Source organism: Solibacillus sp. iso_87, from assembly GCF_056173085.1.
In genome coordinates this window covers 3,565,571-3,580,911 of record NZ_CM149656.1, presented here as the reverse complement: position 1 = coordinate 3,580,911, position 15,341 = coordinate 3,565,571, and the positions used below count along the sequence as shown (strand labels likewise).

General features: G+C 40.0%; 13 protein-coding genes and 1 riboswitch. Of the genes, 8 read left to right on the top strand and 5 right to left on the bottom strand.

The genetic code is table 11. The features are described from left to right. The first annotated feature begins 87 nt into the window (after positions 1 to 87). Both AC0VXV_RS18285 and AC0VXV_RS18280 read left to right on the top strand, forming a co-directional pair. Positions 88 to 1,224 carry a sensor histidine kinase gene (locus AC0VXV_RS18285; protein ID WP_475529587.1) on the top strand — a complete coding sequence of 379 codons (1,137 nt, stop codon included), beginning with the start codon at positions 88 to 90 and terminating at the stop codon, positions 1,222 to 1,224. Continuing rightward, positions 1,221 to 1,835 carry a response regulator gene (locus tag AC0VXV_RS18280; RefSeq protein ID WP_475529586.1) on the top strand — a complete coding sequence of 205 codons (615 nt, stop codon included), beginning with the start codon at positions 1,221 to 1,223 and terminating at the stop codon, positions 1,833 to 1,835. Before AC0VXV_RS18285 ends, AC0VXV_RS18280 begins: the two co-directional genes overlap by 4 nt. 92 nt (positions 1,836 to 1,927) lie before the next feature. Here the strand turns inward: AC0VXV_RS18280 and AC0VXV_RS18275 are convergent, their stop codons facing one another. The 5 genes from AC0VXV_RS18275 to AC0VXV_RS18255 all read right to left on the bottom strand — a co-directional run bounded on the left by AC0VXV_RS18275 (position 1,928) and on the right by AC0VXV_RS18255 (position 6,355). Further along, positions 1,928 to 2,899 carry a proline dehydrogenase family protein gene (locus AC0VXV_RS18275; protein WP_475529585.1) on the bottom strand — a complete coding sequence of 324 codons (972 nt, stop codon included), beginning with the start codon at positions 2,897 to 2,899 and terminating at the stop codon, positions 1,928 to 1,930. A 77-nt stretch (positions 2,900 to 2,976) separates the two neighbouring features. Then, the gene (locus AC0VXV_RS18270; protein ID WP_475529584.1) at positions 2,977 to 3,735 is read right to left on the bottom strand and encodes an ABC transporter permease; all 759 of its coding nucleotides are present in this window, start codon (positions 3,733 to 3,735) and stop codon (positions 2,977 to 2,979) included. Next, complete coding sequence (locus tag AC0VXV_RS18265) at positions 3,732 to 4,457, bottom strand: ABC transporter ATP-binding protein (RefSeq protein WP_475529583.1); 726 nt, start codon at positions 4,455 to 4,457, stop codon at positions 3,732 to 3,734. The genes AC0VXV_RS18270 and AC0VXV_RS18265 overlap by 4 nt, the downstream gene beginning before the upstream one ends. A gap of 173 nt (positions 4,458 to 4,630) precedes the next feature. Next, positions 4,631 to 5,983, bottom strand: coding sequence for an ammonium transporter (locus AC0VXV_RS18260; RefSeq protein WP_475529582.1), 1,353 nt, complete (start codon positions 5,981 to 5,983; stop codon positions 4,631 to 4,633). Between the two features lie 30 nt (positions 5,984 to 6,013). Continuing rightward, on the bottom strand, positions 6,014 to 6,355 hold the full coding sequence (locus AC0VXV_RS18255) for a P-II family nitrogen regulator (protein ID WP_079523171.1): 342 nt from the start codon (positions 6,353 to 6,355) through the stop codon (positions 6,014 to 6,016). 362 nt (positions 6,356 to 6,717) lie between these two features. Here AC0VXV_RS18255 and AC0VXV_RS18250 point away from each other — a divergent pair, with 362 nt between their 5' ends. The 6 genes from AC0VXV_RS18250 (at position 6,718) to guaA (ending at position 15,259) form a co-directional block, all read left to right on the top strand. Continuing rightward, positions 6,718 to 8,187 (top strand): nicotinate phosphoribosyltransferase, encoded by a 1,470-nt coding sequence (locus tag AC0VXV_RS18250; RefSeq protein ID WP_475529581.1) that lies wholly within the window; start codon positions 6,718 to 6,720, stop codon positions 8,185 to 8,187. An 18-nt stretch (positions 8,188 to 8,205) separates the two neighbouring features. Next, positions 8,206 to 9,027, top strand: coding sequence for an ammonia-dependent NAD(+) synthetase (gene nadE, locus AC0VXV_RS18245; RefSeq protein ID WP_475531494.1), 822 nt, complete (start codon positions 8,206 to 8,208; stop codon positions 9,025 to 9,027). A gap of 152 nt (positions 9,028 to 9,179) precedes the next feature. After that, positions 9,180 to 10,121 (top strand): AAA family ATPase, encoded by a 942-nt coding sequence (locus AC0VXV_RS18240; RefSeq protein ID WP_251691709.1) that lies wholly within the window; start codon positions 9,180 to 9,182, stop codon positions 10,119 to 10,121. Further along, positions 10,121 to 11,308, top strand: a complete 1,188-nt coding sequence (locus AC0VXV_RS18235; RefSeq protein WP_475529580.1) for a DUF58 domain-containing protein — start codon at positions 10,121 to 10,123, stop codon at positions 11,306 to 11,308. Before AC0VXV_RS18240 ends, AC0VXV_RS18235 begins: the two co-directional genes overlap by 1 nt. After that, on the top strand, positions 11,305 to 13,455 hold the full coding sequence (locus tag AC0VXV_RS18230) for a DUF4129 domain-containing transglutaminase family protein (RefSeq protein ID WP_475529579.1): 2,151 nt from the start codon (positions 11,305 to 11,307) through the stop codon (positions 13,453 to 13,455). The genes AC0VXV_RS18235 and AC0VXV_RS18230 overlap by 4 nt, the downstream gene beginning before the upstream one ends. Before the next feature lie 31 nt (positions 13,456 to 13,486). Then, a riboswitch (purine riboswitch) is annotated at positions 13,487 to 13,588 on the top strand. A gap of 132 nt (positions 13,589 to 13,720) precedes the next feature. Then, complete coding sequence (gene guaA, locus AC0VXV_RS18225) at positions 13,721 to 15,259, top strand: glutamine-hydrolyzing GMP synthase (RefSeq protein ID WP_176141986.1); 1,539 nt, start codon at positions 13,721 to 13,723, stop codon at positions 15,257 to 15,259. Positions 15,260 to 15,341: the final 82 nt, after the last annotated feature.

Genomic DNA, 15,341 nt, shown 5'->3' with positions numbered 1-15,341 from the left:
TTCATACAAAAATTAAGGTACCTCAATTTATAGCTTGAGGTACCTGTTTTATTATAGAATATAGGTAAAAAGAGAATCGAGGCAATTATGCAAACATGGTATAGTATCATCCCGAAAAGTCCGATGTTGAGTATATATATATGGATAATCTTTTGTATTATGCCATTTTTCTTCATTATACAATCTTTTACATTATGGCAGATTATTTTAGGCATTTCTTTAATTTTAAGCTACTTCTTATGTCATTATTTTTCCTTCAGTGCAAGACCCGGGCTGAAATACATGTGGATCAGCTTTCAAATGCTGCTGAATATAGCGATGACACTTGTTTTCGGTTACGTATATTTGGCATTGTTTACGGCGTTTTTCATCGGTAATATTAAACAGCCGGTTGGCTTTTATATTATGTACGGCTTACATATAGGCTTCACTGTGCTTTCGATTGTCGGGGGATATTTCATCTTCCTTGACCTATTTTTATCGCAAACACCTTTTATTATTATTAATGTGCTGGGAGTTGTGCTATTGCCGTTTACGCTCTATTCAAGAACGAGACGCGAAAATTTGGAAGGTGAGCTGGAAACGGCGCGGGAACGTATTTCTGAATTGACGGTGTTTGAAGAACGTCAGCGTATTGCACGTGATTTACACGATACACTTGGTCAAAAACTTTCAATGATTGGTTTAAAAAGTGATTTGGCAGCACGACTGGTTGAGAAAAGTCCGGAACAAGCCATTTTAGAAATAAAGGATATTCGTCAAACTGCGAGTGTCGCGCTAAAAGAAGTACGTGAGCTTGTAGCCGATATGCGTGCGGTGAGGGTGGAAGAAGAGCTTTACCGTGTAGAACAAATATTAAAGGCTGCACAAATTAAACTGCGGTTAAATGGAGATAAGAATGAAATCAAAATGCCGATTTTAGCGGAAAATGTTATTAGTATGTGCTTGAAGGAAGCAGTTACAAATATCGTCAAACATAGTAAAGCGACGATTTGCCGTATTAGCTTTTATCAAAGTGATGATGAATTCAAAATGACGATTCAGGATAATGGGGTTGGCTTTGAACGCTCCAATACATTACTCGGTGGAAATGGTTTAAAAGGGATGCAGGAGCGTATTGAATTTATCAATGGTTCACTTGAAATAGAGAGCGATGAAGGGACGACGGTCGGGCTGAAAATACCGTTGGCGATCACGCATCAAAAGGGAGAGAACGCGAAATGATTCGAATTGTAATTGCTGAAGATCAAGGAATGCTGCTTGGGGCGATGAAATCATTGCTCAGCATGGAAGACGATATGGAAGTGGTCGGCCTTGCCAAAAACGGAGAAGAAGCAATTGAAATGGTAACAGAACTAAATCCGGACATTTGTATTATGGATATAGAAATGCCGATCAAAACTGGGCTGGATGCTGCCGAAGCGTTAAGAGGAAGCGAATGTAAAATCATTATTTTAACGACGTTTGCGCGACCAGGTTATTTTGAACGTGCAAGAAAAGCGGGAGTGCGCGGCTATTTATTGAAGGACAGTCCGATTGAGGAACTTGTCAATTCCATACGGATCATTATGGATGGGCGTCGCATTTACGCACCGGAGCTAGTGGATTTTGTGTATGAAGACGATAGTGAAAATCCGCTCACGGAACGGGAAAGCCAAGTGCTGGAACTTGTTGCGGAAGGGAAAACGACAAAGGAAATTGCCGCAGAGCTCTATCTATCCGCAGGTACAGTACGAAATTACATTTCCGTGATACTTGATAAGCTGGGTGTCGGCAACCGAATTGAAGCAATCGCACGCTTCAAAGAAAAAGGCTGGAATAAAAAGAAGATGTGATTGAAAAAGACCTGGAATTAATTTAAGTACTAAATAACCCCCCTCATTTTGTTCACAGACAAAATGAGGGGGTTTCTAATTGAGGTAAACCTTTATTTCTTTTTCGTTAATCGCCCGAGAAGGTATGCACCTGCTGCTACTGCCAGTAAAGTGTTTGTCTTTTTATTGAACACTTGTTTAGTGACTAGACTGATGTTTTGTGGACGTTCTGCTAAGCGACGCATGAAATAGCCATACCAGTCTTTGCCGTATGGTACATATACGCATACTTGATAGCCTTCGCGTGCAAGTTCCAGCTGCAAGTCTTTACGGAACCCGTAAAGCATTTGGAACTCAAATTTTTCTTTCGGAATATCATATTGTTCAACGTAATACTTTACATGCTTAATAATATTGTGGTCATGTGTGGCGATCGATGTAAAATGTCCGTGTGCCAAATGGTATTCAATCAGCTCAATAAAGTTGATATCAATATCAAGTTTATCCTGGTAAGCTACTTCTTCCGATTCTTTATAGGCACCCTTTACAACCCGCAGACGAAAATCCTTGAAGTTTTCAATATCGTCCTTTGCGCGGTGGAAGTATGCTTGAATGACTGTTCCTACATTATCGAATGATTTTGCAAGTTCCTCCAGCATATCGAATGACGGCTGAAGTCGCTTATAATCTTCCATATCAAAATTGACGAAAATTCCGTATTCATGGGCGCGGTCCACAATTTCATATAAATTGTCGTAGCAGAAGTCGATGTCGATATCCAACCCTAGCTGTGAAGGTTTCAAGGAAATGTGTGCATCCAGTTCTTCAACCTGAATGGCTTCGATCATAGCTAAAATTTCTTCTTTTGCTTGCGTTGCTTCTGATTCACCAGTAACGTATTCGCCTAAATTATCAACAGTGCAAGAAATCCCTTGCTCATTTAATTTACGAATACTTTCGATTACTTCTTCGATAGTTGTCCCTGCAACAACGCTTTGTGCGCCCAACTTTAAACCGTATTGCTGCGCTGCATTGTTAAGAGTTTGGTTTTCAGATAATGAAATGAAAAAATCACGTAATGCCATAAAAACATCTCCTTAAAATTCGTCATTTTCTTAAAATTATACCATAGCGCTATTTTCGTAGATTACGAACAGCTGCCTTAATTTACACCCGTTTTAATTTTCTGCATGCGATTATTAAAAAATGTAGGATACACTAAAAAGCCTAAAATAGTAGATGAAAGCGTAGCGCATGTCAAAAGGGCAAATATTATCAGTATTTGAAACTGTACGGCTTCAATGGGACTGGACCCGCCGATAATTTGTCCGCTCATGATGCCGGGCAGTTGTACAAGTCCGATTGTTTTTTGCGATTCGATTGTAGGTATCATGCTTGCTTTAATCGCATTCATTAGTTGCTGATGAATGGCCTGTTTTGGTGTACCGCCAAGTGACAAAATAAGCTCTATTAAGTGCTCGTTTGCCTCGACTTCCGATTTAAAGCGATTTAAAAATAAGATGGATAATACCATAGAGTTGCCAATCATCATTCCGCTGATCGGGATGATGTAATTTGGTGAAGCCGGCATAATTTGCAGGCCTAGCAAAACTCCCATAACGACAACTTCGACCGTCATAAAGGTAATAATTAATTTCCAAGTGATACCTCGAATGTTTTCCCCTTTTTTACGCGCATTTAACGTAGCAGCTAAAATAATTAGTGAAATCATCAACACCATATAGAGCATGCTTTCCGATTCGAATATAAAATGAAGTAAATACCCGACGGCAAGCAGCTGTACTACAGAACGCACAGTTGCGATGATTGTGTCGCGCTCGAGGCCGAGTTTCAATGTTTTCGATAAAATAAGAGGAATCAGCACAAATATTAATGTCAACGATAGCAAAGTATAGCTCACACATCATTCCCCCTTGCCAAAAACTGTTGGACTACAGGGTTTGCAGAGGTAAAGAACTTTTCTGTTTCCGATGCTTCAATCAGCTCGCCATTTTTTAAGAGCCAAGTATAGTGCCCAAGTTTTTTGGCTTGTTCGATATTATGTGTAATCCAAATAATTGTCGTTCCAAACCGTCTGTTTAGCTCAACGATCAATTGCTCAATTTCCCGAACTGATTTGGGATCAAGTGCCGATGTAATTTCATCAAGAAGCAAAATGTCCGATTTGTTGACTAATGTTCGTGCAATGGACAGTTTTTGTTTTTGTCCACCGGATAGATCATTGGCCTCACGCATAAGGAAATCTTCATCTAATCCGACATCGTATAAATACCGGCAAGCTTCTTCTTTGAAGAGTTCCAGATGTTGCAGCTTTCTTGGTAATGCTAAATTTTCATATACAGTTGATTTTAAAATTGGAGCAGATTGAAGTGCAATGCCGACAATTCTTCTTAAAGTAGTTGGTTCATATGACTGCATTGGTTGTCCGTTAATAAAAATCGTTCCGGATGTTGCAGAGATGAGCCCATTACAGAGTTTGAGCAGTGTTGTCTTTCCGGCACCGGAAGGACCGATTAAAGTTGTAATTTTCCCTTTAAAAAAACTGGAGGTTAAAGGATGAATAATTTTTGATTGATTCACTTCAAACTCTACATTATTAAAATAAACAGCTTGTTCTATCATATGTTGCTCCTTCACTATCAATTTCTATATATTAGGATAATCCTATTGAGTAAAGAAAGCAAAATAACAAGGAGCTGTCTGAAAAACTATTCAGAACAGCTCCTTGTTCAGTTCATAATGTATTGAAAGAATGGTTCGAAAATGTGTGGGGAAAGGGGGTACACATTTCGCTTTTAGCTCTTTGTAGAGCTTAAAGAATTCGGGAACCCGGTTTTAGTTTTAGACCCGCTATCTTGTACGTTAGAAGGAGTAGGAACTTTTCCTAAGTTCGTTAGACGTTGGGCAAAACTGTCATTTGATTTTGTAAGACCTTTAAAAGTTTCCTGCATTTCATAAGCGTATGCGCCATGTTCTGCAATATCCAAACCTTGGACTTCTTCTTCATGTGTAACACGTAGAGGGATAAATGCTTTAATAATATATGTTGCAATGGCAACAGTACTTGCAGTCCAAGCAATTACTGCGACAATACCTAATGCCTGCACACCTAGTAATTCAGCACCACCGCCGTAAAATAGACCGCCACCAGCAGTATCGAATAATCCAACTGCTAACGTACCCCAAATACCAGCTACACCGTGTACAGCTACAGCACCAACAGGATCATCCACTTTTAGTTTATGTTCAATAAAGCGGACCGCTTCTACTAATACAACACCACCAACAGCACCTGCAATAATAGATCCAACAATGCTTAAGTTAGCAGCACCGGCAGTAATACTTACTAAACCAGCTAAAGCACCGTTTAGTGTTAAAGAACCATCGATAAAGCCATAACGAAGACGTGTATAAAATGCAGTAGCAATTACACCGGCAGATGCAGATAAGAAAGTATTTGCGATAACGCCAGGAACTAATGCCGGATCTGCTGCTAATGTTGATGCACCATTAAAGCCGTACCAACCTAACCAAAGGATGAAAACACCTAATGCCCCAAGTGGAATGGAGTGACCAGGAATAACGTTTACAACACCTTTAGCATATTTTCCGATACGAGGACCAACGATTGCTGCGACAACTAGAGCTCCAACAGCACCAGTTAAATGTACAACAGTTGAGCCGGCGAAATCGATGAAGCCTAAAGAAGTTAACCAGCCATCACCTTGCCATACCCAGTGGCCGACAACCGGATAAATAATAGCTGTCATGATAATGACCAATGCCATATAGGCCATAATATTTGTACGTTCAGCAACAGCACCTGAAATGATTGTTGCACATGTTGCGGCAAACATTGCCTGGAATACGAAAAATGCGATATCATCTACACCGCTTAATGCAAAACCGGAAGAACCAATCAATCCGCCTGAACTTTCACCGAACATAATGGCATATCCGACAGCGAAGTAGACAAGGCCTCCGATTGAAATTGTTAAAATGTTTTTCATTAAAATATTGACGGCGTTTTTAGAGCGTGTAAACCCTGCTTCTACCATCGCGAATCCAGCATGCATGAAGAATACGAAAAATGCCCCAAGCATTACCCAAACTAAGTTAATCGATAATTCCAATGCTTCATTCGTCATTGAAAACTCCTCCTTTTAGGAATATTTTTTTTAGTCAATTGCAATTGAGCCAAGCTCTTTTGTGCGTATACGAATCGCCTGCTCTACAGGGTAAATAAAAATCTTACCGTCACCAACTTCACCTGTAGAAGCCTCACGCAATAATACATCAATGATCGGTTGTACCTTTGCGTTGTCAACAACCATTTCGAGCTTGAGCTTTTGCGAAAATTCCATTGAGAAAGAGTTTCCGCGAAACAATCCGATTTTCCCTTCTTGTCGCCCAGCTCCGGCAATCTCGGAAATACTTAATCCATCAATTCCTTCAAGAGCTAACCCCTCTCGAACTTGTGCAAACACCTCAGGTCGAATAATTGCTTCAATTTTTTTCATGCTCAACAACTCCTTGTGTTATGTTATCTAACATGATAAATTGAACTTTCGGATAAATCAATAACTAATGTTAGGAAAATTAACATGTATTTTCGATTGGTTTAATCTAATTGTTAGATAATGTAAAAAAGAGGAGGGTGATTAGGTCTTATTGAACAGGTGGAATCTAGGAAGTAGATGACCAGACAAAAGTTTCAAAACGTTTTTTATTTAGTCAATTGGGGAAAACTATATTACCAGCAGAGCAAAATTAACTGCCATGTAAAAGTATGTAACATGGAAGAAAGAATCTTCATACTTCGAATTAATTGAAGATGGTGTATACTATGACTAAATTATGTTTTGGAAGAAGGGAACTTACGATGAACGAAAAGTATGTAGATGATAGTTTTGCTTTGCATACCGATTTATATCAAATTAATATGGCGGAAAGCTATTGGGCAGACGGAATGCATAACCGGAAAGCTATATTTGAGTTGTATTTCAGACAATTGCCGTTCGGGAACGGCTATGCAATTTTTGCTGGATTGGAGCGCATGCTGAATTATTTAAAAGACTTTCGATTCAGTGAAACCGATATCGCGTTTTTACGAGATGAACTTCATTATAAAGAGGATTTTATCGAATACTTAAAAACGATTCGTTTTACGGGTTCCGTTTATTCGATGGAGGAAGGTGAACTTGTTTTCGCGAATGAACCGATTGTGAGGATTGAAGCGCCGCTAGTGGAAGCACAGCTGATTGAAACAGCGCTATTGAACATCGTAAACTACCAAACGCTGATTGCAACAAAAGCGAGCCGTATTAAACAAGTTGTCCAGAAGGAAATTGCGATGGAATTCGGTACACGCCGCGCGCAAGAAATGGATGCAGCTGTTTGGGGAGCTCGTGCCGCAGTCATCGGCGGTTTTGAATCTACTTCAAACGTGAGAGCAGGGAAGCTGTTTAATATTCCTGTATCGGGTACACATGCACATGCATTGGTTCAAGCATATAAAAACGATTATGATGCATTCCATTCCTATGCAAAGCGTCATAAAGACTGTGTGTTTTTAGTTGATACGTACAATACATTAAAGTCAGGTGTTCCGACGGCAATCCAAGTAGCGAAAGAACTTGGCGATAAAATTAATTTTATCGGAATTCGATTAGACAGCGGAGATATTGCCTTCCTTTCAAAGGAATCACGCCGAATGTTAGATGAAGCAGGGTTCCCTGATGCGAAAATTATCGTTTCAAATGACTTGGATGAATATACGATCTTAAACTTAAAAGCGCAAGGTGCCCGAGTGGACATGTGGGGAATTGGTACAAAACTCATTACTGCATATGATCAGCCTGCTCTAGGTGCTGTCTATAAAATGGTTTCCATTGAAAATGATCATGGTGAAATGGAAGATACGATCAAAATTTCAGCTAATGCTGAAAAAGTAACGACACCTGGTTTAAAAAGAGTTTACCGAATTATTAATAAGAAAAGCGGGAAATCAGAAGGGGACTACATTGCAATGGCTGATGAAAACCCTGCTGCTGAAGAACGAATTAAAATGTTCCATCCGGTGCATACATTTATCTCAAAATTCGTAACAAACTTTGAGGCGAAGGAATTGCACCGCAAAGTGATTGACAAAGGTGAGATTGTTTATAATAATCCAACATTAATGGAAATCCGTCAGTATGCGTTCGACAACTTGGATTTACTTTGGGATGAATATAAACGTTCGTTAAATCCCGAAGAATATCCGGTCGATTTAAGCCAAAAGTGTTGGGATAATAAAATGCGCAATATCCAGGAAGTGCGCGATATGGTAACAGAACTCGAAGAACGATAAGGAGTGAGGACATTGTCTATGTTGCAAAAACAAATTATTGAGGAGTTAAAAGTACAGCCGACAATCGATGTAGAACAGGAAATCCGTAAGTCTATTGATTTTTTAAAGGAATACGCAAAACACCATCCTTTCTTAAAAGGATTTGTGCTCGGTATTAGCGGTGGGCAGGACTCAACGTTAACGGGGAAGCTTGCGCAAATGGCTGTCGATGAACTAAATGAAGAAGCGGGATCATCCGTTTACTCGTTTTGGGCGGTAAGACTACCTTATGGCAAGCAATTCGATGAAAAAGATTGCCAAGATGCACTCGATTTCATTCAGCCTACAAAAGTGTATACAGTTAATATTAAAAATGCTGTAGATGCAAGTGTAAATGCACTTTCGGAAGCAGGGATTACGTTGAGTGATTTCGCGAAAGGAAATGAAAAAGCACGTGAACGGATGAAAGTGCAATACTCAATTGCAGCATCCAATGACGGTGTCGTACTTGGCACAGATCATGGTGCAGAAGCAGTAACTGGTTTTTATACGAAGTATGGCGATGGTGGTACGGATTTAATGCCGATTTTCCGTTTAAATAAACGTCAAGGTCGTGCGATTTTAAAGCATTTAAACTGTCCTGTACACTTATATGAAAAAATTCCGACTGCAGATTTAGAGGAAAATCGTCCTGCACTGCCGGATGAAGTAGCACTTGGTGTTACGTACGAGCAAATTGATGATTATTTGGAGGGTAAGGAAATACCGGAACAGGCACGTGAAAAGCTTGAAGGGCATTACTTGCGCTCGATGCATAAACGTCATATGCCGATTACAATTTTCGATAATTTCTGGAAATAATACACGTTAGAACATGATAAATCACCTTACTTCTTTTTGATGAAGTGGGGTGATTTTCCATTTTAGAGGGAAACTAGTTGTGCTCGCATTTTGTTTTCGTTATGCTTAAACTACATGCCAAAGATGCAACGAATTCAAGTGGGAGGACTATTATGAATGAACAGATCGAAGGAATAATCAGGAATATTGAAAAAGTAATGATAGGTAAAAGAGAGATTGCCGAGCTAAGTATTGTTTCACTATTAGCAGGAGGGCATGTATTACTGGAAGACGTGCCGGGCGTTGGGAAAACGATGATGGTACGTGCGCTTTCAAAGTCTTTAGGAGCAAGCTTTAAACGTATTCAATTTACACCGGATTTATTACCATCTGATGTAATAGGCGTTTCTATATATAATCCGAAAACATTGCAGTTTGAGTTCCGTCCGGGGCCGATTGTCGGCAATATTGTGTTAGCGGATGAAATTAACCGTACTTCACCAAAAACACAGGCCGCTTTGTTGGAAAGTATGGAAGAGGGATCAATTACAGTAGACGGTGAAACAATTCAACTGCCGAAACCGTTTTTTGTAATGGCAACACAAAACCCGATTGAATATGAAGGGACATACCCGCTTCCGGAAGCACAACTGGACCGTTTTTTACTGAAGATAAAAATGGGCTATCCGACAAAGGAAGAGGAAATTGAAGTGTTAAATCGTGCCGAAAGATCGGTTCCGATTGATGACCTTTTCCCGGTATTAACAATTGAGCAGTTGAACGATTTAAGAGAACAAGTAAAGCAAGTACATGTAGAAAATAATATTAAAGAATATATCGTGTCAATCGCACAGCATACACGTCATCACGAAAATGTGTATTTAGGTGTAAGTCCCCGTGCTTCCATCGCATTAATGCGTGCCGCGCAAAGCTACGCCTTTATGAAGGGGAGAGATTATGTCATCCCGGATGATATTCAATATTTAGCGAAATTCGTTTTCGGCCACAGAATTATTTTAAAACCAGAAACACGCTATGAAGGAATTACGGAAGAACGAGTGATTGAAAGTGTTCTTCGTTATGTCCATGTTCCTGTGAAAAGGTATATACCGTAATGAAGGGAATTAAGCAGTTTCTGAAGCATGGCGGGCGTTTAATTACCGTTGTTTCGTTGCTCATTATTACGTATTGCTATGCAATGTTCCAAGGGGGTTTTGTAAGCTGGTTTGTTTTCTTCACGATTCTACCGTTTTTGGTCTATTCAATTTTACTGGCGATTATACCGATTCGTTTTAAAGAGATATCCCGTACTTTATCGAAGGACCGAATTGAACGTGGGAGCAATGTACAAGTTACCGTAACATTCCGGAATACGAGCTGGTTTCCTTTTGTTTTCATGATGGTCCGAGAACTCCCAATGAGGGAAGAACATTTTGAAAAACCGAACGGAAATGTCACGAAACTATTTTTAGTTGGGTGGAAACGCGAGTTTAAGTGGACTTATGAATTGAAAGAGTTAGAACGCGGAGAGCATCATTTTAGAGGATTGCTGTTTACATGTACAGACTTTTTTGGGTGGACAATACGGAATGTTGTAATAAATCACCCGCAGTTATTTTTAGTATATCCGAAAGTATCCGACGTCAAATTATTGCCGATTGGAATGCAATATGATCAAGGGACAAGCCAATCCCGCTATTCTTTGATCAAGGATACAACCGTTGCGACAGGGGTGCGCGAATATGTACCGGGTGACCGCTTTTCCTGGATTCACTGGAAATCCTTTGCGAAAAATGGTGAACTGCGCACGAAGGAATTTGAAGATCAAAAATCACAAAATACATTTGTGCTAATCGATCGTGCGGTACAGAAGAACTTCGATGATGTTGTCGATTACACTGCGTCTTATATAAATAAAATTGTAAAAAAACAGGGCGATGTTTCATTTTTAAGTGTTGGGGTTGACCGCTATTTTACGCCCGTAATTAAAACGGGCAAACAATATGAAAAGGTGCTGCAGCATTTGGCGACAGTCGAACCGGATGCGCAGTTTGGTGTCGAACGTCTGTTATTTGAAGAACAGAAAATGATGAGCCGCTCCGTTGTTGTCATCATGACAGGTGAAATGACTCCGGAACTGCAAGAAGTACTGAATGCCGGAACGAAATATGCACGTAAAATTATATTCTTTGTTGTAAGTGACCAAAGAGATCCGGTGCCGCATATAAGCCAAAATAATGAAGTGCATTATATCGGTATGGACGAGTTGCAGCGAACATATTCGGAGGTGAAGCACGCATGAGACGTAGCACAGCCGAAAAAATAGAGCTCGCCATTTTTTATTTTATTGTTTTTCTAATTTTCAGAGAATGGCTAGTGCCGGTTATGGAATTGACGAACACCGGCTACTTTACGCAGTTTGTATTATTCATAGGACTTTGTTTAATTCTAGGTATCTTTTCACTGCCTTTTATTATTAACTGGCTCATTAAATTGACTTACATTACGTGGTTCATAGTCAGTGTGTATAAAGATGAGGCATTGACGACGATGCAATTTTTATCGGAAGAACTAAAATATAATTTGGATATACTGCTCGCGGGGGAGTGGATTTATGTAAGTGACCCATTCCGGACAAGTCTGTTTTTCATATTGATTTGGATGCTGATTTATTTAATTCAGCATTGGGTAAGTGTGCGCTATAGCATTTACTATTTCCTGTTACTTACAGTATTTTTCATCGGGACACTCGATACTTTTACTGAATACGATGGCACAGCGGCGATTATAAAAGTAATGCTGCTAGGTCTTGTACTTACATCTTTGCTGTTTATAAAAAGGCTTATGCAGGCAGCGGAAATGCAAAAAGACTGGATGAACTACTTGAAGTATGCAACTCCGATTATTATTTTTGTCATGATGGCAGGTATTGTTGCAACACTTATGCCGAAAGCAGAGCCGCAATGGTCGGATCCGGTGCCGTATGTAAAAAGCATTGCGGGTATTGGAGGTAATGGGAGTCAGTCGGTTGCAACAGTTGGTTATGGGGAAAATGATGAGCGACTGGGCGGACCGTTTGCAGGTGACAATACGCTTATCTATGAAATAAAAACACCGATCCGCCAATATTGGCGTGTGGAGACGAAGGATGTTTATACTTCTAAAGGTTGGGAGCAATCGAGTGATGAGTCCCAGCAGCAAACGCTTCTGTTATCAGATCCATTGCCGCTTTCAATCACACCTGGAAGCGAAAAACCCCAGTCGGTGGAAGTACAGGCTATAAGTGAAGAATATTTGTTTCTGTTACAAGCCTATGGAGTTGCTTCTTATGATTTAAACGGGATGCATACCGGTTTAAGATATAATACAGGCAATGAGAAAATTTTGCCGCTTATCAATAGTGATGTTGTAGCTCCTGCATCATACGAAATGACCTTTCAGCAGCCGGAATATAGTTACGTAGCTCTGAAAGAAACATTATCCTCAACGGGAAGTAATCCGCGCTATTTACAGCTTCCGGATAATTTGCCTCAGCGTGTAACCGATTTAGCACACGAAATTACGGATACGTATGACAGTGTATATGACAAGGCACGGGCAATTGAAGGGTATTTTGCGCGTAGTGGTTTTCAATATGAAACGACAAATGTACAAGTACCAGCAGCGGACCAAGATTATGTAGATCAGTTTTTATTTGAAACAAAGCTTGGCTATTGTGATAACTTCTCTACTTCAATGGTTGTCCTGCTTCGTTCGATAGGGATTCAGGCGCGTTGGGTAAAGGGTTTTTCAAGCGGAGAACGAATCGGTTCACAAGACGGTACGTTTACGTATCAGGTGACGAATAATGATGCCCATTCATGGGTTGAGGCATATATTGACGGCATTGGCTGGATGCCGTTTGAGCCGACAATTGGGTTTAGCAATCCGATGAATATTAACTATGATGTGGATTTCGAAGCTCCGGAAGAAGAACAGTTACCTGAAATGGAAGAACCGGAAGCACCACAGCCGGAGGTGGAAGAGCAAGATACGACTAAGCAATCAACTAACGGTACAAGTGGTATCGACTGGTCGAAGTTTAAATGGTTGCTATACGGATTACTGGCACTTGTTGTGATTGGGTTAATTATTGCTTGGAAAAAACGCGGAAAATGGCAACCAAAACTGGCTGTCCAAATGAACCGTTCAAAATTAGACAAAGCGGCAACATTTGAAGAAGCTTACTTTGTATTGTTGAAACAACTGGAGCGCATTCATTTAAAACGAGGGCAGGATGAAACGCTGCAACAATTTGCAATGCGTGTCGATCGACAGTTGGAGACGACGAAAATGGGTGAGTTGACGGCGTTTTATGAGCGTCTTATTTACGCTAAACGGACCGATCAAATGAACACAATTGAAATGAAAGAAATTTGGGAATATTTAATCAATCGTACGGGTGGTTGATTTTAATTCGTCGAAAGAGTAAAATTTAGAAAAATAAATAGTATTGTGCCTTCATATAAGTCTGGTAATATGGTCCAGATGTTTCTACTAAGTTACCCTAAATAACTTATCTATGACGGTGGGTCTAACTATATCCTTATAAGGGATAGTTATACCCACTTGAAGAAGAGATGAAATATGAACGCGTAGAAATTATTTTCTTACGCGTTTTTTTCTTAATATAGGCCGCAAAAAATTAGAAGAGGTGGAAATAGTGTCAACTCCTATGTTAAAAGAGCAAGAAAAGATTGTCGTTCTTGATTTCGGTAGTCAGTTCAATCAATTAATCACTCGTCGTATTCGTGAATTCGGTGTGTTTTCGGAATTACATCCACATACGATTACTGCTGAAGAAATTAAAGAAATGAATGCTGTAGGTATCGTATTCTCGGGTGGTCCAAACTCTGTATATGATGAATCGGCATTCCATGTAGATCCAGCGATTTTTGAATTGGGTTTACCGATTTTAGGTATTTGTTATGGCATGCAGTTAATGGCTCACACACATGGCGGTAAAGTGGAAGGCGCGGCAACTCGTGAATACGGGAAAGCTGAAATTAACATTACTTCGGATAATAAATTATTTGCGGAATTACCAAAAGATCAAGTTGTATGGATGAGCCATGGTGACCATGTAACAGCGGTACCAGAAGGTTTTGAAGTAATTGCGACAAGCCCGGCATGTTCGATTGCGGCAATGGCTGACGCTTCTCGTAAATTTTATGCAGTACAATTCCATCCGGAAGTACGCCACTCTGTATACGGAAATGATTTACTGAAAAACTTCGTATTCAATGTTTGTGAAGCAAAAGGCGACTGGTCTATGGCGAACTTCATTGAAATCGAAATTGCGAAAATCCGTGAGCAAGTTGGTGACAAGCAAGTACTTTGTGCATTATCAGGCGGTGTTGATTCATCTGTAGTAGCAGTATTGATCCACAAAGCAATCGGTGACCAATTAACTTGTATGTTCGTGGACCACAACTTAAACCGTAAAGGCGAAGTTGAGCAAGTTATGAAAACTTTTACAGAAGACTTCGATATGAAACTGATCAAAATCGATGCTCGTGAACGTTTCATGAATAAGCTTGCTGGTGTTTCTGATCCTGAGCAAAAACGTAAAATTATCGGTAACGAGTTCATCTACGTATTTGATGAAGAATCATCAAAGCTAAAAGATATGGATTTCTTAGCGCAAGGTACGCTTTACACAGATATTATTGAATCTGGTACAGCAACTGCCCAAACAATTAAATCTCACCACAATGTTGGTGGTTTACCGGAAGATATGAAGTTTGAATTAATCGAACCGTTAAATACACTTTTCAAAGACGAAGTGCGTGCTTTAGGTCTTGAATTAGGTCTACCTGAAGAGGTAGTATGGCGTCAGCCTTTCCCTGGTCCTGGATTAGGTATCCGTGTACTTGGTGAAGTAACAGAAGAAAAACTGGAAATCGTTCGTGAAGCAGACTACATCCTGCGCGAAGAAATCAAAAAAGCTGGTCTTGAACGCGACATTTGGCAATACTTCGCTGTATTACCTGACATCCGTTCAGTAGGTGTAATGGGCGATGGACGTACGTATGATTACGCAGTCGGTATCCGCGGTGTAACATCAATCGACGGCATGACATCTGACTGGGCACGTATCCCTTACGATGTATTGGAGAAGATTTCTGTACGTATCGTAAACGAAGTAAAGCACGTAAACCGCGTGCTGTATGACATTACTTCTAAGCCACCAGCAACGATTGAGTGGGAATAGTTAAATAACAACGTAAAAAGCTTGGTAGAGCCTTATTTAATAAGGTTTCTACCAAGTTATTTTGTTTATTGATACCAGTTTT

What these genes read in the sequence shown, in the direction of transcription:
- AC0VXV_RS18230 (WP_475529579.1), top strand. Translation starts at nt 11,305, where the DNA reads ATGAGACGTAGCACAGCCGAAAAAATAGAGCTCGCCATTTTTTATTTT.
- AC0VXV_RS18280 (WP_475529586.1), top strand. Translation starts at nt 1,221, where the DNA reads ATGATTCGAATTGTAATTGCTGAAGATCAAGGAATGCTGCTTGGGGCG.
- AC0VXV_RS18240 (WP_251691709.1), top strand. Translation starts at nt 9,180, where the DNA reads ATGAATGAACAGATCGAAGGAATAATCAGGAATATTGAAAAAGTAATG.
- AC0VXV_RS18265 (WP_475529583.1), bottom strand. Translation starts at nt 4,457, where the DNA reads ATGATAGAACAAGCTGTTTATTTTAATAATGTAGAGTTTGAAGTGAAT.
- AC0VXV_RS18275 (WP_475529585.1), bottom strand. Translation starts at nt 2,899, where the DNA reads ATGGCATTACGTGATTTTTTCATTTCATTATCTGAAAACCAAACTCTT.
- AC0VXV_RS18235 (WP_475529580.1), top strand. Translation starts at nt 10,121, where the DNA reads ATGAAGGGAATTAAGCAGTTTCTGAAGCATGGCGGGCGTTTAATTACC.
- AC0VXV_RS18255 (WP_079523171.1), bottom strand. Translation starts at nt 6,355, where the DNA reads ATGAAAAAAATTGAAGCAATTATTCGACCTGAGGTGTTTGCACAAGTT.
- AC0VXV_RS18260 (WP_475529582.1), bottom strand. Translation starts at nt 5,983, where the DNA reads ATGACGAATGAAGCATTGGAATTATCGATTAACTTAGTTTGGGTAATG.
- AC0VXV_RS18285 (WP_475529587.1), top strand. Translation starts at nt 88, where the DNA reads ATGCAAACATGGTATAGTATCATCCCGAAAAGTCCGATGTTGAGTATA.
- nadE (WP_475531494.1), top strand. Translation starts at nt 8,206, where the DNA reads ATGTTGCAAAAACAAATTATTGAGGAGTTAAAAGTACAGCCGACAATC.
- AC0VXV_RS18250 (WP_475529581.1), top strand. Translation starts at nt 6,718, where the DNA reads ATGAACGAAAAGTATGTAGATGATAGTTTTGCTTTGCATACCGATTTA.
- guaA (WP_176141986.1), top strand. Translation starts at nt 13,721, where the DNA reads ATGTTAAAAGAGCAAGAAAAGATTGTCGTTCTTGATTTCGGTAGTCAG.